This is a genomic window from Planktotalea sp. (assembly GCF_965659345.1).
Classification (GTDB): Bacteria; Pseudomonadota; Alphaproteobacteria; order Rhodobacterales; family Rhodobacteraceae; genus Planktotalea.
Genome location: NZ_CBFHVK010000003.1, coordinates 81,344 through 101,339, shown reverse-complemented (window position 1 = coordinate 101,339; position 19,996 = coordinate 81,344). Strand labels below are relative to the sequence as shown.

At 54.3% G+C, this 19,996-nt stretch carries 18 protein-coding genes; 1 reads left to right on the top strand and 17 read right to left on the bottom strand.

The window, feature by feature from the left end:
- Positions 1–38: 38 nt before the first annotated feature.
- The 15 genes from recN to ftsW form a co-directional block, all read right to left on the bottom strand.
- Positions 39–1,688 carry a DNA repair protein RecN gene (gene recN / locus ACTG3Z_RS03055; protein WP_439141170.1) on the bottom strand — a complete coding sequence of 550 codons (1,650 nt, stop codon included), beginning with the start codon at positions 1,686–1,688 and terminating at the stop codon, positions 39–41.
- Between the two features lie 39 nt (positions 1,689–1,727).
- Complete coding sequence (locus tag ACTG3Z_RS03050; RefSeq protein ID WP_439141169.1) at positions 1,728–2,597, bottom strand: outer membrane protein assembly factor BamD; 870 nt, start codon at positions 2,595–2,597, stop codon at positions 1,728–1,730.
- A gap of 132 nt (positions 2,598–2,729) precedes the next feature.
- Positions 2,730–3,650, bottom strand: coding sequence for a UDP-3-O-acyl-N-acetylglucosamine deacetylase (gene lpxC / locus ACTG3Z_RS03045; RefSeq protein ID WP_439141168.1), 921 nt, complete (start codon positions 3,648–3,650; stop codon positions 2,730–2,732).
- A gap of 230 nt (positions 3,651–3,880) precedes the next feature.
- The gene (ftsZ, locus tag ACTG3Z_RS03040) at positions 3,881–5,554 is read right to left on the bottom strand and encodes a cell division protein FtsZ (protein ID WP_439141167.1); all 1,674 of its coding nucleotides are present in this window, start codon (positions 5,552–5,554) and stop codon (positions 3,881–3,883) included.
- 174 nt (positions 5,555–5,728) lie between these two features.
- On the bottom strand, positions 5,729–7,060 hold the full coding sequence (ftsA, locus tag ACTG3Z_RS03035; RefSeq protein WP_439141166.1) for a cell division protein FtsA: 1,332 nt from the start codon (positions 7,058–7,060) through the stop codon (positions 5,729–5,731).
- A complete protein-coding gene (locus tag ACTG3Z_RS03030) occupies positions 7,053–7,982 on the bottom strand; it encodes a cell division protein FtsQ/DivIB (RefSeq protein ID WP_439141164.1) in 930 nt (309 codons plus the stop codon). Before ACTG3Z_RS03030 ends, ftsA begins: the two co-directional genes overlap by 8 nt.
- Entirely contained in the window at positions 7,970–8,848 is an 879-nt protein-coding gene (locus tag ACTG3Z_RS03025) for a D-alanine--D-alanine ligase (protein WP_439141284.1), read from the bottom strand. Before ACTG3Z_RS03025 ends, ACTG3Z_RS03030 begins: the two co-directional genes overlap by 13 nt.
- Positions 8,849–8,959: 111 nt before the next feature.
- The gene (gene murB / locus ACTG3Z_RS03020; RefSeq protein ID WP_439141163.1) at positions 8,960–9,889 is read right to left on the bottom strand and encodes a UDP-N-acetylmuramate dehydrogenase; all 930 of its coding nucleotides are present in this window, start codon (positions 9,887–9,889) and stop codon (positions 8,960–8,962) included.
- 84 nt (positions 9,890–9,973) lie between these two features.
- Positions 9,974–10,459, bottom strand: coding sequence for a hypothetical protein (locus ACTG3Z_RS03015; RefSeq protein WP_439141162.1), 486 nt, complete (start codon positions 10,457–10,459; stop codon positions 9,974–9,976).
- A gap of 43 nt (positions 10,460–10,502) precedes the next feature.
- The gene (locus ACTG3Z_RS03010; protein ID WP_439141160.1) at positions 10,503–12,017 is read right to left on the bottom strand and encodes a hypothetical protein; all 1,515 of its coding nucleotides are present in this window, start codon (positions 12,015–12,017) and stop codon (positions 10,503–10,505) included.
- A gap of 113 nt (positions 12,018–12,130) precedes the next feature.
- A complete protein-coding gene (locus ACTG3Z_RS03005; protein ID WP_439141159.1) occupies positions 12,131–12,376 on the bottom strand; it encodes a DUF2484 family protein in 246 nt (81 codons plus the stop codon).
- Entirely contained in the window at positions 12,373–12,627 is a 255-nt protein-coding gene (locus ACTG3Z_RS03000; RefSeq protein ID WP_439141158.1) for a DUF2484 family protein, read from the bottom strand. The genes ACTG3Z_RS03005 and ACTG3Z_RS03000 overlap by 4 nt, the downstream gene beginning before the upstream one ends.
- 40 nt (positions 12,628–12,667) lie before the next feature.
- Positions 12,668–14,080: a UDP-N-acetylmuramate--L-alanine ligase gene (murC, locus tag ACTG3Z_RS02995; protein WP_439141157.1), complete on the bottom strand. Its 1,413-nt coding sequence runs from the start codon at positions 14,078–14,080 to the stop codon at positions 12,668–12,670.
- A 20-nt stretch (positions 14,081–14,100) separates the two neighbouring features.
- Positions 14,101–15,195, bottom strand: coding sequence for a UDP-N-acetylglucosamine--N-acetylmuramyl-(pentapeptide) pyrophosphoryl-undecaprenol N-acetylglucosamine transferase (locus tag ACTG3Z_RS02990; RefSeq protein WP_439141156.1), 1,095 nt, complete (start codon positions 15,193–15,195; stop codon positions 14,101–14,103).
- Entirely contained in the window at positions 15,195–16,358 is a 1,164-nt protein-coding gene (gene ftsW, locus ACTG3Z_RS02985; RefSeq protein WP_439141155.1) for a putative lipid II flippase FtsW, read from the bottom strand. The genes ACTG3Z_RS02990 and ftsW overlap by 1 nt, the downstream gene beginning before the upstream one ends.
- 226 nt (positions 16,359–16,584) lie before the next feature.
- Between ftsW and ACTG3Z_RS02980 the strand changes: the two genes are divergently transcribed.
- Entirely contained in the window at positions 16,585–17,769 is a 1,185-nt protein-coding gene (locus ACTG3Z_RS02980) for an NAD(P)/FAD-dependent oxidoreductase (protein ID WP_439141283.1), read from the top strand.
- Here ACTG3Z_RS02980 and ACTG3Z_RS02975 read toward each other — a convergent pair.
- Together ACTG3Z_RS02975 and ACTG3Z_RS02970 are read right to left on the bottom strand one after the other, a co-directional pair.
- Complete coding sequence (locus ACTG3Z_RS02975) at positions 17,766–18,524, bottom strand: SDR family oxidoreductase (RefSeq protein WP_439141154.1); 759 nt, start codon at positions 18,522–18,524, stop codon at positions 17,766–17,768. The genes ACTG3Z_RS02980 and ACTG3Z_RS02975 overlap by 4 nt on opposite strands.
- Complete coding sequence (locus ACTG3Z_RS02970; protein ID WP_439141153.1) at positions 18,521–19,990, bottom strand: carnitine 3-dehydrogenase; 1,470 nt, start codon at positions 19,988–19,990, stop codon at positions 18,521–18,523. The genes ACTG3Z_RS02975 and ACTG3Z_RS02970 overlap by 4 nt, the downstream gene beginning before the upstream one ends.
- Positions 19,991–19,996: the final 6 nt, after the last annotated feature.

Below are 19,996 nucleotides of genomic sequence, written 5' to 3'. Positions count from 1 at the left end.
AACGCACCGAGACTTGTCAAAAAGGTGCGCCGCATTGTCTAGCCCGCCAAAAGTGAACGCGCAGCTGCGCGCGCTTCGTCGGTGATGGTATCGCCAGAAATCATCCGCGCGATCTCGTCCGTGCGTTCGCTGTCATCAAGTGGCACAACCGTCGACAGCGTTGCCTCATTCACCACACGCTTTTCTACGCGCCAATGGTGTCCCCCAAGGGCAGCAACCTGTGGCGAGTGCGTGACAACCAACACCTGTCCGCCCTCCGCCAAACTTGCCAAACGACGCCCAACCGCATCCGCCGTTGCACCACCGACACCGCGATCAATTTCGTCAAAGATCATGGTGATGCCTTGGCTCTCATTCGACAAGCAGACTTTCAACGCCAACAAAAAGCGACTGAGCTCACCACCAGAGGCAATTTTGTTCAATGGCCCACTTGGCGCGCCCGGGTTCGTGGCAACCGTAAACGCCACAGCGTCACATCCTGCTGCGCCCGCAGGTGCGTCACTCACTTGCGTCGTAAAAACCGCGCGCTCCATCTTGAGCGGCGCAAGTTCTGCTGTGACGGCCAAATCCAATTTTTTCGCAGCAGTCCGCCGCTCCTCGCTCAAATGCTGCGCAGCATCGTCATAGCTCGCCTGCGCAGCGCTCAACTTCGCACGCGCCTCGCCCAATTGCGCATCCCCCGCGTCCAAAGCAGCAAGTCGTGCGCGCAGCTCTATCGCAAAGCTGCCAAGCTCGTCCGGCGTCACATTATGTTTGCGCGCAAGTGCTCTGATCGCAAACAAGCGTTCTTCACAGTTTTCCAGATCAGAAGTGTTGAACTCAAGACTATCCAGACAACGCTCCACACCACTGCTGGCTTCGCCCAATTCATCTAAAGCACGGCTTAATCCGGCGACAACAGCGTCAAGTTGGCCCTCCGCTTGCGCAGAGACACCATCAAGCCAGCGGATCGCTTCACCGATCACGCCCTCTGCCCCCTCAAACCCAAGCATTGCATGGGCGCGCGCAACATCATCACGGATCTTCTCGGCGCTTTGCATTTTGCGGCGCTGCGTATCAAGCACCGCCTCTTCGCCGGGCTGCGGATTTAGATCATCAAGCTCCGCAACAGCATGGCGTAAAAAATCCTCTTCTTCTCTCACCGCTGCAATTGCCGCTTCCAAAGCATTCAAAGCTTTGCGCGCGTTTAATAGGTCTTTCCAGCAGCTTTGCGTCTTCGCATGCAGCTTTGGTTTATCCAAAAACGCATCCAAAACAGACATATGCCCTTTAGGATCTAACAAGCCGCGATCGTCGTGTTGCCCATGCAATTCCACCAAAGTTTCAGACAAAGCCCGCAAGACTTCACCAGAACAACGACGATCATTGACCCAAGCGGTCTTGCGGCCGTCATTGCGATTCACGCGGCGCAGGATCAATTCATCATCCACAGGCAAACCTGCTTCTTCGAGCACCGCAAACGCGGCGTGACCTGCGGGTAAATCAAACACTGCTGTGACTTCACCCTGCTCTGCGCCACTGCGCACAAGCTCAGCGCGTCCGCGCCAGCCAAGAACAAAACCAAGCGAATCCAATAAGATAGACTTTCCTGCGCCCGTCTCGCCCGTCAGCACATTGAGGCCCGGCTGAAAGCCAAGCTCAAGGTGATCAATGATAAGGATATCGCGAATATCAAGCGTGCGCAGCATTCACAAACCTCCGCTCGCGCTTCAAACGCGCTGACAGACTTACAGCCACTTGCCTTGCAACATTTGGCGATAGATTTGACGAAGCCAGCCATCACCCGCTGCTTTTAGCTCCAAACCACGGCCTGTGAGCAGCTTAAAGCTGTCTTCATACCAATCCGTGCCCTTGTAGTTATAGCCGAGGATCGCACCCGCTGTTTGCGCTTCATCGTTCAGGCCCAGCGACAGATAAGCCTCCACCAAACGGTGCAACGCTTCAGGCGTGTGGGTCGTGGTCTGAAAATCCTCAACCACCACACGGAAGCGATTGATCGCGGCAGTATAATGATCACGGCGCAAATAATAACGGCCGATCTCCATCTCTTTGCCCGCGAGATGATCGAAGGCGAGATCGAACTTCAAGATCGCAGAGCTTGCATATTCGCTATCAGGATAACGTTCGATCACAGTACGCAGACCCTGTAATGCTTGGAAAGTAAGGCCCTGATCGCGCCCCACATCCTCGATCTGGTCATAGTAGCTCAGCGCGAGCAAATACTGCGCATAGGCTGCATCTTCATCCGTGGGGTAGACATCGATAAAGCGCTGCGCAGACGCGCGCGAGTTTTCGTAATCTTTGTCTTTGTGATGCGCAAAAGCCTGCATGATCAAGCCGCGTTTCGCCCATTCAGAATAAGGATAAAGGCGCTCGACCTCACCAAAATAAAACGCTGCATCGTCGTCTTTGCCGCGCTCCATCTCAAACTCGCCGCGCTCGTAAATTTGCTCAGCAGAGAAGGTTTCAAGTGGGATAGTCGATTGACCACCAAGGATACGAGAGACCCCGCCCCCATTTCCACCGCCACAACCGGCAAGTGTCAGGGTTAACAGCGCAGCGGCTGTCAGCGTATGACGCGCAGTTTTGCGTTTCATTCCAGCACCTTTGATCGAACCTGTCAGAGTTTTATCCCTGTTTTCAACTTGGTCCTAGCACATAATATTCTCATGCAAAATGGCAATGCCACAAAATCTTGAGGCATTCGCAACTATCACACATGTTTGAGCTTAATGAGGTGCAGGTATTTCACTACGTGTTACGCCCGCACCTGGCAAATTAGCGTTAATTGACGCGTCGCAATCCACCATTTCATAGGCTGTTGGGTCCGCAAAGAGCGCGCGCAGCAAAGCGTTGGTCATTGAATGACCAGCCCGCATGCCAGTGTAACGTCCTAAAATCGGCGCGCCCGCAAGCGAAAGATCGCCGAGTGCGTCGAGCATTTTGTGCCGCACCGCTTCATCCGCATGGCGCAAACCGCCAGGACTCAGGATACGGTCCCCATCCACGACGACTGCATTTTCAAGCGTACCACCTTTGGCAAGCCCCTGCGCATACATCGCTTCAACATCAGAGTTGCGGCAGAATGTGCGGCTGTCACAAAGCTCACGGACAAACGTACCATTGGCCATGTTTAGGGCTTTGCTTTGCGATCCGATAGCCGCATCTTCGAATTCTATTGCAAAATCAATGGATAGATTGCGCGCAGGCTCAAGACGCGCCCAACCAAGATCAGTGTGAACTTCAACCGTCTTCAGAACGCGCAGCGCCCAACCATCTGCGCCCTGCTGGCGAACGCCTGTCGCCAATAATCCGCGCACAAACTCTGCAGAGCTACCGTCCATGATAGGCACTTCTTCACCATCAAGCTCGATCAGCGCATTGTTGATCCCACAGCCGGCCAAAGCAGCCATGATGTGTTCGATCGTGGAGACGACGATCCCATCTTGGTTTTCGATCTTAGTACACAGGGGTGTCGGGCTTACCGCATCCCAACGCGCTGGAACCATAGCGTCTACGCCGACCACATCCATGCGTCGAAACCAGATCCCATGGTTCGGACTGGCTGCGTGCACAGCCATAGAAACAGGCGCACCTGAATGAAGGCCAACGCCTTCAAAGCGTACAGATGATTTCACCGTCGTTTGCAAACTTGTCTCCAGACAGGCAAGAACACGTAGAATCCCCCACGCGTCGTTAAGAATGGGGTAACCTTGTGTGCAGAGTGTCTCAACTCAAACTTTGTAACGGTCTGAAACATGGCTTCTCTGCCCTTAGGCAGAAATTCGCTTAAGCTCTACAAAGCCACTGTTTTAAAACGAAAAAAGGGATGCCGGAGCACCCCTTTTCAAACCGCAAACGCTGTAACATTTGCGGTAAATTAATTCGCCTGACGACGCAGGAACGCTGGAATTTCAATACGCTCTTGCTCAGGATCACTCTCCGCTACCGGCTGAGGCGCAGGTGCTGGCTGCGTTGCCTGAACAGATGGCTGCTGACGCGCAGGCTGTGCTGGTGCGCCGTCTTGTCCCTGACCTGTCATACGATTGATCAGTGAATTGATGCCAAAACGTGGACGCTCTTCTGCCTCTGCCGGTGCTTGAGGCGCTGCCTGCTGATAAGGCTGCTCCTGCGCAGGTGCACGGTGAACCGCGGCTTGCAAACGTGCCATCGCTTCAGGCGAAGGAGCCCCCAAACCAGGTGCTTTTGGCGCGACATAGCTTGCTTGCTCTGGCTCTTGCATCGCCTGTGGCTCAAACGCTGGTGGCTGATATGCGGGTGGCGGAAGATCATCTGCTTGCGCAGCATGTGCTGTGCGTGGCTGACCACGATCCGCAATAAAGCTTGGCAATTCTGGCTGGAACGCGTCTGCTTCTTCCTCAAAGATATCTTCTGCTTGCTCAGATGCCGCAACTTGCTGCGTGTTCATCTCTTCAAACAAAGCTGGTTCCTGAGGCGCTACCGCTGGAGCAGTCGTCGCAACCGGTGAGATCGACATTGCTGGCGCTGGTGCAGCAGCCTGCTCTTCTGCTTGTTTCAAAGGTTGTGCCATAGAGCGACGTGGAACTGGGAGTTCGCTGTTTACGTCAACTGCGTCGATGCCTGTGGCAACAACAGAAACGCGCATGCCACCTTCAAGAACGGTATCAAGCGTGGAGCCCACGATGATATTCGCATCTGGATCGACTTCTTCGCGAATACGGTTCGCCGCTTCGTCGAGTTCGAACAATGTAAGATCGTGACCACCGGTGATGTTGATAAGAACACCCTTCGCGCCGCGCAGTGAAATTTCGTCAAGAAGTGGGTTCGCAATCGCCTTCTCGGCCGCTTGGATCGCGCGATCCTCGCCTGTTGCCTCGCCTGTACCCATCATGGCCTTGCCCATCTCGTCCATCACAGCACGTACGTCTGCAAAGTCGAGGTTGATCAAACCAGGGCGAACCATCAGGTCTGTCACGCCCTTAACACCTTGATAAAGAACATCATCTGCAAGCGAGAAAGCTTCAGTAAATGTCGTCTTTTCATTCGCAAGGCGGAACAGGTTCTGGTTTGGGATAATGATCAGCGTATCGACAACCTTCTGAAGGGCTTCGACACCCTCCTCCGCTTGCTTCATGCGCTTGCCGCCTTCAAACTGGAAAGGCTTTGTGACGACACCAACGGTGAGTACACCCAATTCACGTGCCGCTTGCGCAATAATTGGCGCTGCGCCGGTTCCGGTGCCGCCACCCATGCCTGCTGTGATAAAGCACATGTGTGCGCCGGCAAGATGATCGACGATCTGCTCAATGCTCTCTTCCGCAGCGGCTGCACCAACGACGGCACGCGCGCCAGCGCCAAGACCCTCGGTTACTTTAACGCCAAGCTGAACGCGGCTCTGAGACATTGACTGCTGAAGAGCCTGCGCATCTGTGTTTGCGACCACGAAGTCCACACCATCGAGCTCTTTCTCGATCATGTTATTGACGGCATTACCGCCCGCTCCGCCTACGCCAAACACGGTAATGCGTGGCTTCAAATCTTCCTGTCCTGGCACCGTGAGGTTCAATGTCATGCTCTGTCCGCCTGTGTCTGCCGACCCAATTTAGGGCCATTTTTGTTGCCTATTAGGCACCACACTAAACAACCGATTCGGAGACGTCACGCGAAAAAGCAAAAAAACCCACAAAATGTGCGAGTTTTTCAGCAATTTTCCGCCGTATTTAGCGAATTTGGATAAATGTAGGGGTTACCAGTTGTCCTTGAACCATTTTATGGCGCGTTTGAACGAACGCCCTTGATAGTTCTCAAGAATCTCGAAATCCCACCACTCGTCTTGTGGATGGGCGGCAAACAGGCACAAGCCAACAGCACTGGAAAAGCCAGGACCTGTGGTAGCGCCGGGCAATCCGTGAACGCGCAAAGGACGACCAAGACGCACTTGCTGACCTAGGATTTTGCTCGCAAGTCCATCAAGCCCCGGAATTTGGCTACCGCCACCTGTCAAAACAATCTGCTGGCTCGCCAGATGATCAAAGCCGGCAGCATCTAAACGCGCGCGCACATCTTCGAGAATTTCTTCAACGCGCGGACGCATAATACCGATCAATTCTGCACGGCTCACTTGGCGACGGTCATGATCCCAATCGCCTGTGTCACCACCAATATCAATCATATCGCGATCGTCCATGCCTGTCGCTACAACGCCGCCATTGACTGTTTTGATACGCTCGGCGGTTGTCATTGGTACCTGCAAACCCATCGAAATATCAGAGGTCACGTGATCCCCACCCATGCGCACGGCATCGGCATAAATCATGTGCTTTTTCATGAAGATCGACACACTCGTCGCACCGCCACCCATGTCAATACAGGCAGCGCCGAGTTCTTGTTCATCCTCAACCAGCGCAGAAATGCCCGACACATAAGCAGAGGACGCAACCCCTGCGAGCTCCAGATCGCAGCGGCGCACACAATGCGCAAGGTTCTGGATCGCAGCCGCATCGACCGTCAACATATGCATGTCCGTCTTTAAGTGCTGACCAATCTGTCCGCGTGGGTCATTGAGACCAGAGCGGTGATCAAGTGCGAAATTTACAGGCTGTGCGTGCAACACATCACGGCCAGGTCCAAAATCAGGCACATCGCATGACGACAACACGCGCGCGACGTCTTGCTCAGCCACCACGGTATTTTCAATTTCGACAGATCCATCCAACCCGTAAGAACGCGGCTCCGCACCTGAGAAACAAGCAATCACATGATCAACCCGGATCTGCGCCATTTTTTGCGCCGATTGCAAAGCAGTCCGAATAGCGCGCTCTGTTTCAGACATTGCACTGATTTCACCAAAGCGCACACCGCGCGACCGCGTTGTTGCAGCGCCAATGACACGAAAACCTGTTTGCCCCGCGAGAGAGCCGATACCATCGCCCTCATTCAGTTTATCCGTGCCATCAAAACGTAAGATCAGACAGACAATCTTTGAACTGCCAACGTCCAAAATCGCAACAACACCGCGCTGCATCGCGGCTTTTCGCATATTACGCATTGCGCGCTGTGTGCTATAAAGATCATTCATTTCCAGAGACTTCCACTGCTGTCGTCTTGATGCGCCATAGTTCTTTCACGGCGTTCTCGTTCATTCGAATTGTCGGGCGGTGCGCAAGGCGCATATCAACACGGGCCAAGTCACGCTCGAGCACGTCTTGCACCTGATTAAGCGCAATAACGCGCTCCAATGCACGCGCAGGGTCTTGTTCGGGCAACATAATGCGTTGCCCGCGGTCCAGAACCACGTCCCAACGACGCTCGCCCATACGGACCAAACCTTTGAGACGCGTGCCAAGCGGCGCCGCAACTTTCATCAGCTTGCGCGCTTCCGGCACTGCTTCATCAGCGCCGTCCCCTGCCAGTACAGGTAAATGTGGGAAATCGTTTCGCTCTAATGCAAGGCCGATGTAGACGCCGTCTGCATCAAGGCGGAACAGGCCATCATGGGTCCGCCACAACGCAGCAACACTGCGCTCGTCAACGACGACTTCTAAAACACCACCGGGCTGAAGGCGCACGTCCGCGTTGCGCACAGGGTTCAAATCCGTAACGGTTTTTTGAATCAACGGGAGGGAGAGATCAAAAGAACTGATCGGGAATGTGATCGAAACGATCTCATGAATTGCGGTTGCGACTTCTTCGCTTGCGCCTTCAATCTCCATCAACTGAACCATAAATTCAGGACGTTCTTCGATATTGGAACGCATTTGAGCGACAACATCTTGGAGTTCTGTACGCCTCTGCTCATCTGAGAGATAGACAAATCCGAGCGAGCACGTGAGCGCGAACGGTACGCCGACACGCAACGAAAAGCGAAACAGCGGTGTCAGCATCAAGCGCTGGAAACGATAAGACCAGCGCGATGGTGCTGGATCGCTTTTGCGCTTTTTGGAGCGGTTTACGACCCGTGCAGATTGGCCTCGTGCAGGCTGAGCACTTATCTGTTGCATGATGCGTCCTCGACCATCCAGTGGCACAATTCAGGGAAACTCATGCCAATCGCTTGCGCTTGCTCTGGCGTCAAAGAGGTCGATGTCATGCCTGGCTGGGTATTGGTCTCAAGCAAGATCAAGCCATCCAAGCCACGGCTTTCATCCCAACGAAAATCCGTGCGCGACACACCGCGACAGCCCAGAGCATCATGTGCCCGCACTGCATAATCCATGCAGGCATCCCAAATCTGCTGCGGAATTTGCGCAGGTACAACGTGGCGCGAACCACCTTCTTTGTACTTCGCATCATAGTCATACCAACCGTCCGTCAGAATGTCGGTCACCGTCAACGGACGATCGCCCATCACCGTCGTCGTCAACTCGCGACCTGGCGCAAAGGTTTCAACCATCACCATTTCTGGCATATCGTCATCAAGCTGGGGTGGCCCATTCGCAGCTTCATCCACCAAATAAACCCCCACGGAAGAGCCTTCATTGTTTGGCTTCACCACGTAAGGTGCATCCATCACATGACGCGCGCGCACCTCTGCGGCGGGTGCAATAATGCTCTCAACAACTGGCAGGTTGGCCGCGCGAAACACGTCTTTGCTGCGTTGCTTATCCATCGCCAAAGCAGACGCCAGAACACCAGAATGCGTGTAGGGCATTTGCAGCCACTCAAGAATACCTTGAACGCAGCCATCCTCGCCCCAACGCCCGTGCAGGGCATTGAAAACAACGTCAGGTGCAAGTTCGGTTAAGCGCGCCGCCAAATCAGCGCCCGCATCAACTTCTTCAACTGTGTAACCATATTCCCGTAGAGCTGCTGCGCATGCGCGCCCTGTGGACAAAGACACTTCGCGTTCAGCCGAAGGTCCGCCCATCAAAACAGCTACCAAACGGGGTTGTCTGCTCGACATTCCCAACTCGTGCCTCAAATACTAATTAGCGCTTAACGCGCGTTTTCCGCCTGTGGGCCCCGTTTTCGAGTGCCCTTATTTTTCAGGGGCCGGTTCTCCGACCCTCATCACTTCCCAGTGTAGCTCTATTGATTGTGTTTGGAAAACCTTTTTTCGCACCATCTCGCCCAAACCCTCAAGATCTGCGGCAGTTGCGCCACCCGTGTTGATTAAAAAGTTCGGGTGTTTGGTGCTCATCTGTGCACCACCAAGCATCGCGCCCCGCATATCCGCATCATCAATCACCTTCCAAGCTTTCAGCTCATGGGTGTCATCGGCCTGCCCCGTTGATGAGAAACCCGCAGGATTTCTAAAGGTAGAGCCGGCTGTGCGATCCTTTGTCGGCTGCGTCTCATCGCGTTTTTTCAGTTGCGCTTCCATCTTAGCATGCAATTCCTCCGGCGCGCCCTGCTCTGCATTCAGAACCACTTCCGTCAGCACCCAGCCATCCGGCAGGTTGCTCTGGCGATAGGCAAACTCCAGCTCATCCGCACCCAAAACACGCTCTTCACCGTCACGCGTGATCACAGTCGCTTCAACAAAATGATCCGCGACATAACTTCCATAGCAGCCCGCATTCATACGAACCGCACCACCAATCGCACCCGGGATCGTGCGCAAAAACGTCAGATCCAGACCCGCATCCGCGGCTTTGCGCGCCACATGCGCATCAAGCGCAGCGACACCGCAGCGCACATGATGGCCTTCGATCTCGATATGGTTGAACCCGCGTCCCATACGGATCACAGCCCCTTTGATGCCCCCATCACGCACAATCAGGTTCGAGCCGACGCCCATAGGGAACACAGACACGTCTAGCGGCAAACTCTTAAGGAAGGATTGCAGATCATCAGTGTCCGCAGGCTGGAAAAACATCTCCGCAGGGCCGCCAACACGCAACCATGTGAGATCGGCCAAAGGGCGATCACAAGTGATCTTACCGCGAATATGGGAAAAGTCAGTCATCGGGGAAGCTCGCTCAACCAAAGTTGCCCCTCTCTAATGTCTGAACCCCGCTTTGAAAAGAGTCCGGCCCCAGTTTGTCGTCTCTTAGCGTTGCGCCGCGTCCTGCGCCGCTTCACTCGGTTCAACCGCCTCCAGATCAACCTTATCTTCAAAAGGCACATCTTCACCGTCGCTTGGGTTTGCCTCTGACAAAACATCGCGCTGCACCAGTTTACGCGGCTCGGGGACCGCACGCTCACCCAGTTTCGCCGTGACACGCGCGTAGGTGTCGCGCAAAGGGTCCATAGTGCGGCTCACCCCAAGCATATTTGGCGCAGATACAGTTTTACTTTTCACCAATTTGGCGAAAATTTCATGGGCTACATCGGGTTTGAGTTTCAATTCACGGATCAGTGTTTCGGGCGAACAGGTCTTGTTCAGCCGCGCCGTATACCAACCCATGAAATACATATGCTCCGCGCTCGCCGCAGCGGTTGCAGTGCTTGCAGATCCGGCCCCAAACGCGGGCAAAGGAAGTGCAGGTGTCAGGCCAAAACTCGCGAGGCCGCGCGTAAAGTCACGTCTATTCATTGGGTTGAGATGGGGGTTTATTGAGGAAATACAAGGTTTGGTGTCAAACGGGTGGCGGACCACCTCCAAGCTTGTCAAAGAAATCGAGGATGTCTTGCAGCGATTTCCAGCGTTTGAAATTCTTAATCAAACCATCGAGCCAACTACCAACAACACCTGAACCCGATTTCGCTTTTTCAATGTAATGACCAGCATTCGCACCAAAGGCGCCAACCTTCTCTGCAAACCGTTTTAGAAGGAATGTCTTACGTTCGTCAGTCGGCGCAACCTGAATTGCACTTTCCAACTCAACAAGATCCTCAAACATTGAATCAAAAGCAGCTTCGCCTTCGGGCGACAATTTGATCAATGCATCATCACGTTGTTCACGAATAACGCTCAAACTTGCTTTCAGTTTTTCAAGCACAAATGCAGGATCATGTTCTGCAAGCTCTAGCTCTTTCAGTGGTGCCAATTCGATCAGCGCACCTGCGAGATGTGTTTGGCTCAGCGCCTTGATCTGATCAATTCGATCAAAAAGCATCTTCGCGAGCGTCGGCCCAAACTCGGCCTCTAAATCCGCTTCAAGCGCGAAACTGTTCAAATAAGCGCCCTTTTCGATCAAAGCACGAACCCGAATTGTGTCTTGCTCGCAGCATTTTTGCAGCTCCGACAACAGCTTTTCTGCAGCTCGAACGGTCAGCGAAGCGCTATTGCTGTTCGTCTTTGCGTCTTGGGCATAATCTATGAAGTCTTGTAGGTCATCGAGCAGTGTTGCCGCATCGTCTTTAAACGCCTCGACCTGCCCCTTCTCTTCGATCCGAGCAAGATCGCCTGAAAAACCGACTAGTTTCATCCAATAATGAATCGGATCAAATTCGTAATCGAAACTGCTCGCCTTCGAGAGAGCAGAACGAGAACCCGACTTAAACTCCGCCTCGATCCCCCCAATCACCCCTGCGATATGCTCAGGCCCTTGTGCCCACTCCTCATCTTCAATCAGCGCAACTTTAGTCTGCAAATCCCAGTTCAGCGGCTCTCCCCGCGTCGCGCCAAGCCACCAACGCGTCCAAAATCCCCAAACGTCAGGCGCATCCCGCCAAGCTTCAAGCATCACCACCTCGCCCGCTTGAAACCAATCTGGCGGCGTTTCAGCCCACAAGAGATCGGTTGAAAGGTCGCGTCCTTCTTCAAGCAAAATCGCATCTTTCACGATCTGTTTCCAAATGTCGGCAGCATTGGCGGCGGTATCGGCGGCATAGGCGGCGGCGAAGGCGGCATCGGCGGCGGCATTGGCGGCGGCATCGGCGGCACGACTGATTTCAGGGGTTGGACAGGTGCTCGCAACCCCTGAAATCAAATTTGACCGCAAAATCGGCAAAGCTGTCAAATCACGTTTGCGCGCATCCTCGCTCGCAAACCACTCCCAAGCTATCGAAAACACACGCATCGCCGCACGATGCGCAATACGCACCGCAACCTTACGCGCAGCCTTTTCATCCATCCCTTGGGATTTAGGCCACTCTTCCAGCCACTGCCTTAAACTCTTTTCGTCTTTGATATCTGTCGCTGCAATCATTTTTGCAGCTTGGGCGATCAACGCGACATCATCAAGGGCAATTCCCTCGCCGCACCGTGCACATCCGTTAACCTATTATTAATAAGAGAAAATTGTTTCGCGCGCGAAACATATCAAGCGAATAGACGCTTCACCCATTTCACCAAATATATCACAGGCCAGCGCAGCACGGACATCGCCGCGACCAGCACGATCAGCGCTAGCAAAACGCCGTTTTGCCACCAGACCCAGCCTAGCAAAGGCACGCCAATCGCAATCAACATATATGCGTTGCGCCAATGGTGATCTTTGGATGGGAACATTGCAATCACATTGGCTGTCACCAACCAAAGCAGCGCCAAAACCAGCGAAGGGCTCATTCTGGCAACTCTACGTGCACGCCGCGGGATTTCTTCCACAGGTAGCGCAAAGGATTACGGAACATCGACAGGAACGCGAGCATGCCAAGGACGAACCAGAACCAACCGTGTTGATAGCCTATGAATGCGAGCAAGAGCGGAGCCAGCAACAACATGATCCCCGCGGGCCAATATTGCCGACGGATCGGCAGCATTGCAACGACCGCAGCGCACAGCACGTAAATCGCTCCGAGTGTTAATGACCAACTCATCCTGCCGCTCCTTTTGAATTTTCGTCGAAAATGCGCGCCCTTAAGCCAATTTTGCGGGCAATTCGTTCGCCCAAGCAGAAATCGTACCAGCGCCTAGGCACACAACCATGTCGCCAGCGCTTGCTTGTTCTTTCACCAGTTTGGTCAAATCATCCTGCGTCGTGATAGAGCGTGCATGGCGGTGCCCATGACGGATCAAACCAGACACCAAATCGTCGCGTGACGCCCCCTCAATCGGGTCTTCACCCGCAGCGTAAATCTCTGTGATGGCCACAACGTCGGCCTCGTTGAAGCAGGCGCAGAAGTTTTCAAAGTGGTGATACAAACGGGTGTAGCGGTGCGGTTGATGTACGGCGATCACACGCCCCTCGCAAGACTGGCGCGCGGCTTTAAGTACTGCTGCGATCTCTGTCGGATGGTGGCCGTAATCATCAATGATTGTTACGCCGTTCACGTCGCCGACTTTGGTAAAGCGGCGGTTTACACCGCCAAACGCCGCCAAAGCCTCGCGAATTTCTGGGCCAGACATGCCGAGGTGTCGCGCAACTGCCACCGCCGACAAGGCGTTGGATACGTTGTGATCGCCGGGCATGGGCAAGGAACAGCCTTCGATGATTTGATCTTCGTTCTGCAAATGAATGTCGAACATCGCGACACCCGCTTTGTAATGCAGCCCTACCGCGCGCACATCGGCTTGCGCGTTGAAACCATATGTCACGATACGACGATCCGTGACTTTGCCCACCAGCGTTTGCACATCTGTGTCATCGGTGCAGCAAATCGCGAGGCCATAAAATGGAATGTTGGAAACGAAATCGAGGAAACCTTTGTGCAGATTTTCTTCTGTCCCCCAATGCTCCATATGCTCGGGGTCGATGTTGGTCACAATCGCGATGGTCGCGGGCAAACGGTTGAATGTACCATCACTTTCATCTGCCTCCACTACCATCCACTCGCCCTGCCCCATGCGCGCATTGGAACCGTAGGCGTGAATGATGCCACCGTTTACGACGGTCGGGTCAAAATTTCCCGCATCGAGTAATGTCGCCACCATTGTTGTTGTGGTCGTTTTTCCATGCGTTCCTGCAACAGCAATGTTGAGCTTGAGACGCATGAGTTCTGCCAACATCTCCGCACGGCGCACAACAGGAAGGCCGCGCAAGCGTGCTTCGTCCAGTTCAGGATTGCCCGGTTTGATTGCGGAGGAGATTACCACCACCTCAGCACTTTCGAGGTTTTCCGCTTTTTGACCGACGAAAATATGTCCACCAAGCTTTTCCAAACGTTCAGTAATCGGTGAACTTTTCAGGTCAGAGCCTTGAACCACATATCCATGATTAAGCAAAACTTCGGCAATGCCTGACATGCCAATTCCACCGATCCCGACAAAATGGATTGGCCCCACATCACCTGGGAGTTTCGTGGGGGGGCTAAGGGTATGGGCTGCATTCATTGAAGTGTCTTTCATGTACTTTACGCGGTTGCGAGCGTCTCCACCAAGGCAACCAATTGTTCTGTCGCGTCCGGCTTGCCGCAGCTGAGTGCGGCTTCGGCCATTTGTTGTGCGGCGTTTGGATTGGTCAGCACCGATGCGAGTTGCTCGCTAAGGGCGTCGACCGTGAATGTGCTTTCCGGCATGATGATCGCGCCGCCTGCGTCGCCAAGGCCGCGCGCATTGGCGCTTTGATGATCGCCCGTTGCCGCCGCGAAGGGCACAAGAATGGATGGACGCCCAATCACAGAGATGTCCGCCACTGAAGATGCACCTGCGCGACTGATCACCAGCTGCGCTTCCGACATGCGGTTGGGTACATCATGAAAGAAGGGCTGCACATCAGCATTGATGCCATGCTGAGCGTAATATTCTGCGACACGTTCACCGTCCTCATCGCGCGCTTGATGGCTGACACGCAGGTTTTGCAAAATATCCATTGGCAAGGCTGCGATTGCAGGTGGCACCACATCCGACAGAATGCGCGCACCCTGAGAACCGCCCATGACCAAAAGGCTCATGGGGTAGTCCCCCGGTGGGATATAGCCCGCCCCTGCGCGCTCCAGCACTGCGCCACGCACCGGATTACCTGTGTGGGCCGTATCGATCCCTTCGGGCAAATCGGTTGGCCATGTGCCGCAGGCAACCCCGCTGACACGCTTCGCAAAGATTTGGTTAACGCGGCCAAGAACGCCATTTTGTTCATGGATCATACGTGGACGGCGCAGCAATGTCGCAGCCGCGAGCGCAGGAATTGAGGGGTAGCCACCAAAGCCGACAACCACATCAGGCTTGTCACCGAGCATTTTGAAGACCGCGCCAATCACACCACTCGCAATCTTTGGTATCACTGCCAGCTTCGCAGCAAAGCCGCCACGCGCGAAAGTAGCGCTGGCGATTTGTTCGATCTCGACCGTATGCGGAAAACCACCCGTGTAGCGCGCACCACGCGCATCTGTGCTCAGCTTGACCCGCCACCCTTTGCGCAGCATCGCTTCAGCTAGTGCTTGAGCTGGAAACATGTGACCACCGGTTCCGCCAGCCGCAATCACCAAAAGCGGGGCTTTTTCAGTCATCAATTACGTCCTCTTAAAAGGTCACCAATCTCACCTTGGGGCCGCGTACGTGTGAATGCCAAGAGCATGCCAACAGCAATTCCCCCAGCGATCAGCGACGATCCACCATAGCTGACGAAAGGAAGGGTCATTCCCTTAGCCGGAAGCAGACGTACTGCGACGCCCATATTGATCATCGCCTGCACCGCAAACATGCAAGCCAAACCGGTGCCCGCGAGACGAATAAACGGATCGCGTTCGCGCATCAGGCGCAAAAGCGAGCGCACAATGATGATGGTATAGACCGAAATGATACAAAGCACGAGAATAAGCCCGTATTCTTCAGCCGCAACCGCAATAATGAAATCTGTGTGCGCATCTGGAAGGGACCATTTTACTTCCCCCTCGCCGACACCAACGCCAAAAAAGCCGCCTTCGCGGATCGCATTGCTAGCATAACCAAGCTGTGTGGTCGGATCGACGTCGGTTGAGAGAAAGCCGTCAATGCGGCGCGCAAAGTGTTCGGAGTTATTGTAAGCAACGACGCCCCCCGCAACGACAAGACCCGCAATGCCCAAAAGCAACGTCATGGGCGCGCCGCCCACGAAATACATCACGCCCCAGCCAAACAGGATGAGACACGCCTGACCAAAGTCGGGCTGCATTGCGAGGATGAGCACAATGGTCACGGTCAGGATGAAGGACCAAAGCCGCCCAGGAGGGCCACCAATGTCTTGTGACGCGGCCATCAACCAAGCGGCAACAACGACAAATCCGGGTTTCAAGAATTCAGAAGGCTGCACAGACGCGAACCCAAGAGAATACCAGCGCGTTGCGCCCTTCCCAAAGTCAGTCCCAAAAAACGGCAACAAGATCAGAGCGATAAAGGAAATGATAAAGCCAAGAACCGCAAGGCGACGCACCAGCACAGGGCTTAGCATTGACGTGATCAGCATTGCTGTCAGCGCAAGCCCACCAAAGAACGCCTGCCGCTGAACATAATGAAACGGCTCAAAACCGTTTTTGGCAGCCAATGGCGGAGATGCCGCCAGTCCAAGCAAAAGCCCAATGCCGAAAAGAATAAGGATGCACGACATCGACCACTTGTCGACTGTACGCCACCACTTTGGAAGGATTGGCTCGCCGTCCCGAACGGGGACGCTGCCATACACCATTTCTGTCATAGATCACCGCTGACCATTGCCTGTTGCGTCCTGTTATCTCAGGATCTGTCACTTGTTTAGCGAATCAGCCTGATAATTGCCAGTGTTGTTTGAACCACGTTGCGGAATGTCGCTAAGCGACATGCATGATGTGCATGGCTTTATGCCATGCGGAATGCCTCCGGCGGGAGTTTAGAGGAAAAATGAATTGCTTGAGTTCAAGCGCGTTGTTGTGCAAGTGAGCATGATGGAATTTGACACGATCATAATAGGCGCTGGAGCCGCAGGAATGATGTGCGCGGCGCATTCCGGTGGTCGCACATTGGTTATCGACCACGCCAAAGCACCCGGTGAGAAAATTCGTATCTCGGGGGGTGGACGTTGTAATTTCACAAATTTAGACGCCAAACCAGAGAATTTCATCTCGAAAAACCCTCATTTTTGCAAGTCAGCACTTAAGCGATACACGCAGTGGGACTTCATTGACCTGATGGCCAAGCATGAGATTGCCTGGCACGAAAAGACTTTGGGACAATTGTTTTGTGACGGTTCAGCAAAGCAAGTCGTGGCGATGCTATTGCAAGAGATGGAGCGCGCTGGCGCTGAGCTTTGGCTCAAAACATCTGTCGAAACAGTCGCACATACTGGCGATACTTTTGAGTTAAAGCTACTGCGCGAAGGCACTCCGATTGCGGTGAGCGCAAAGCACCTAGTTCTGGCGAGCGGGGGTAAATCCATTCCAAAGATGGGCGCGACAGGGCTTGCTTATGATCTGGCGACGCAGTTCGGCTTGACCCTCACTGATATTCGCCCTGCTTTGGTGCCCTTAACGTTTTCAGATCAGCGGTATGCCCCGATTTCAGGAGTAAGCACCCCTGTTCGCGCGCGCGCGAATGGCACTGCGTTTGAAGAAGCCTGCTTATTCACCCATCGCGGCCTATCTGGACCCGCGATTTTGCAAGCCTCTTCCTATTGGTGCGAAGGCGATGTCGTCAGCTTGGATCTTGATCCAGAGGGTGGTCTGTTTGAAGCTTTGCGTGCTGCACGGCAAGAGCAAGGAAAGCGTGACATCACAACCATTCTGACCCGGCATTATCCTGCGCGTTTGGTGCAGCATTTGAGCGAGGAGATGCAGATCAAAGGGCGCATCGGAGATCAATCGGACCCAGCACTTGAGCAGTTGTGCGCGCACATTCGCAACTGGAAACAACGCCCAACGGGTAGCGAAGGCTATCGCACCGCAGAAGTCACTTTGGGCGGCATTGACACTGACGGTCTGTCTTCAAAAACCATGGAAGCCAAGACGCTCAAAGGGCTTTATGTGATAGGTGAGGCAATGGATGTAACCGGTTGGTTAGGCGGATATAATTTCCAATGGGCATGGTCTAGCGGCTGGGCTGCCGGGACAGCTATTGCACAGCGCTCGAATTAGACTTTCGGATCTGGATTAACTGTGTGTCCATCGACGGCAATGACTTGCCCCGAAACCATCTTAGCCCCGTCACTCGCCAAAAACACCGCCATATTGGCAATGTCGTCAGCGCTTACGAATGCGCCCAAAGAGGTGCCACTTGCATAGCCTTCATACACCTCATCGCGCGTCATGCCTTTCGCGCGCGCTTCGCGATTGAGAACACCTTCCATGCGCGGGCCTTCAACCGCACCGGGGCAGATTGCATTGGTACGAATGCCGTGAGGTCCAAGCTCCATCGCAAGGGTTTTCATCAAGCCGATCACACCCCATTTTGCAGCTGCGTAAGGCGCACGATTTGGGTAGCCGTATTGGCCTGCTGTGGACGATGTCAGTATGATCACTCCCCTGCCCGCTTGCTTCATCAATGGGCTCGCATATTTCGCTGTTAGAAACGCACCGCCTAGCGTGATCGCAAGACAAGTGTTCCAATCACTCAGCGCAACATCTTCGACCTTGACCGTCGGGCCTGCGATGCCCGCGTTGGCGCAAACCACGTCAAGGCCCTGCCATTCGCGTGTTATCTCTTGGAACAGCGCTGCCATTTGTGGCTCATCCGAGACATCCACATGTAAGCACTGCCAATGCGCTGGACAAGCGGCGAGAGTCTTAGCATCGACATCTGTGACCCATACCTGAAACTCAGCCTTGTCAAAGGCTTGCGCCATCGCAAATCCGATGCCGCTTGCGCCCCCTGTTATCAGAACCCTGCTCAACCGCGCACGCCAACGGAAGCGCCAGCCGCGTCAGGGCGCGGCAGGTGAGCATGCCCCTGCGCAATACGCGAAAGCGCTGTTTCGATCTGATCACTTGGCGTCGAGGGGCGGCGCGTTTCGAGGCTCACGTGGATCAACATATGTTCAGCCGTCGCCAACAGACGCTCACCCGCATACATCTCATGCCAAAGGTGCATTTTCTTACCCTCACCGAGCAGCACTTGGGTCTTTACGTCGATCTGCGTGCCCGCGCGCACTTCATCAATGTGCCGGATGTGGGTTTCTGCCGTGAAATAGCTGCCGCCGGTGGCGATATAATCCGCATCGCAGCCGATCATCTCCATAAACTTATCAGTCGCATCCCCAAAGGCCTGGAGATAGCGTGCTTCATTCATGTGACCGTTATAATCCACCCAATCGAGCGGTACGGTACGTTTGGACGTTACAATCGGCTGGCTGGCATCAAGCTCTGCCGCTCTCACATCAAGTCCGTTGAGGGCTGCGAGGTGTTTATCGTGCGCTTTTGCCGTTGCACCGGCCCCCCAATCGCCACCGCGCAAGGAACGGATGATGCCAACAAGGTTGTTGTCGCGCACGCGCTCAAGATCGCGCGGCGTGAGCGGGCCAGATTGAGTGTCACACTGATCGCCCACCATCTCGACGAAATCATCCGTCAACTCGGGGACATCCATAAGCTTGGTCCATGGCCATTTGAGACAGGGGCCAAACATTGCCAGCATCGCGCGCATGCCACCCTCACCCCCCGCAAGGTGGAAGGTCTGCATCGTCCCCATCTGCGCCCAACGTAAGCCCGGCCCGTAGGCAATAGCAGCATCGAGTTCCTCCGCCGTCGCGACACCATCCTTGAGAAGCCAAAGTGCTTCGCGCCAGAGCGCTTCTTGCAGGCGATCTGATAAGAACCCTTCGATCTCGACGCGACAATGCAAAGGGTGCATGCCGATGGAATTGTAGATGGCTTTTGCTTTTTCTATGTGAGCAGCGTCGGTCAACTTGCCTGCCACCAGTTCAACAAGGGGTAGCAGGTAGACCGGATTGAACGGATGCGCGACGATCAAGCGCTCTGGATGCTTCAACTCGCTTTGCAGATCACTCGGCATAATACCAGAGGTAGACGAGGCGATGATGCCCGTTGTGTTGGCGGCTTCGATTTCTGCGTAGACCTTGTGCTTAATGTCCAACCGCTCCGGCACGGCTTCCACGATCAATTCACTACTTGAAACCGCCTTTTCTATTGTATCACAATGGCTTAATGATCCGTCTTGAGGGAGCGAGATGTCCGTAAGCCCAGGCAATGCACGTCGTGCATTTTCAACGACAGCTTCGATTTTACGCTGTGATTGTGGATCAGGGTCAAAGATCTTGACGTCCCATCCGTTGAGTAAGAACCTCGCGGCCCAACCACCCCCAATAACACCGCCACCAACGATCGCTGCCACTTTAGTCATATCTTT

Coding starts and splice junctions, on each gene's coding strand:
- ACTG3Z_RS02990 (WP_439141156.1), bottom strand. CDS start 15,195: ATGACTGAAAAAGCCCCGCTTTTGGTGATTGCGGCTGGCGGAACCGGT.
- ACTG3Z_RS03010 (WP_439141160.1), bottom strand. CDS start 12,017: ATGATTGCAGCGACAGATATCAAAGACGAAAAGAGTTTAAGGCAGTGG.
- ACTG3Z_RS03000 (WP_439141158.1), bottom strand. CDS start 12,627: ATGAGTTGGTCATTAACACTCGGAGCGATTTACGTGCTGTGCGCTGCG.
- ACTG3Z_RS03050 (WP_439141169.1), bottom strand. CDS start 2,597: ATGAAACGCAAAACTGCGCGTCATACGCTGACAGCCGCTGCGCTGTTA.
- ACTG3Z_RS03005 (WP_439141159.1), bottom strand. CDS start 12,376: ATGAGCCCTTCGCTGGTTTTGGCGCTGCTTTGGTTGGTGACAGCCAAT.
- ACTG3Z_RS03030 (WP_439141164.1), bottom strand. CDS start 7,982: ATGCAACAGATAAGTGCTCAGCCTGCACGAGGCCAATCTGCACGGGTC.
- ACTG3Z_RS02980 (WP_439141283.1), top strand. CDS start 16,585: ATGGAATTTGACACGATCATAATAGGCGCTGGAGCCGCAGGAATGATG.
- murB (WP_439141163.1), bottom strand. CDS start 9,889: ATGACTGACTTTTCCCATATTCGCGGTAAGATCACTTGTGATCGCCCT.
- ACTG3Z_RS03025 (WP_439141284.1), bottom strand. CDS start 8,848: ATGGGCGGACCTTCGGCTGAACGCGAAGTGTCTTTGTCCACAGGGCGC.
- ftsA (WP_439141166.1), bottom strand. CDS start 7,060: ATGAATGATCTTTATAGCACACAGCGCGCAATGCGTAATATGCGAAAA.
- recN (WP_439141170.1), bottom strand. CDS start 1,688: ATGCTGCGCACGCTTGATATTCGCGATATCCTTATCATTGATCACCTT.
- ACTG3Z_RS03015 (WP_439141162.1), bottom strand. CDS start 10,459: ATGAATAGACGTGACTTTACGCGCGGCCTCGCGAGTTTTGGCCTGACA.
- ACTG3Z_RS02970 (WP_439141153.1), bottom strand. CDS start 19,990: ATGACTAAAGTGGCAGCGATCGTTGGTGGCGGTGTTATTGGGGGTGGT.
- ftsW (WP_439141155.1), bottom strand. CDS start 16,358: ATGACAGAAATGGTGTATGGCAGCGTCCCCGTTCGGGACGGCGAGCCA.
- murC (WP_439141157.1), bottom strand. CDS start 14,080: ATGAATGCAGCCCATACCCTTAGCCCCCCCACGAAACTCCCAGGTGAT.
- ftsZ (WP_439141167.1), bottom strand. CDS start 5,554: ATGACATTGAACCTCACGGTGCCAGGACAGGAAGATTTGAAGCCACGC.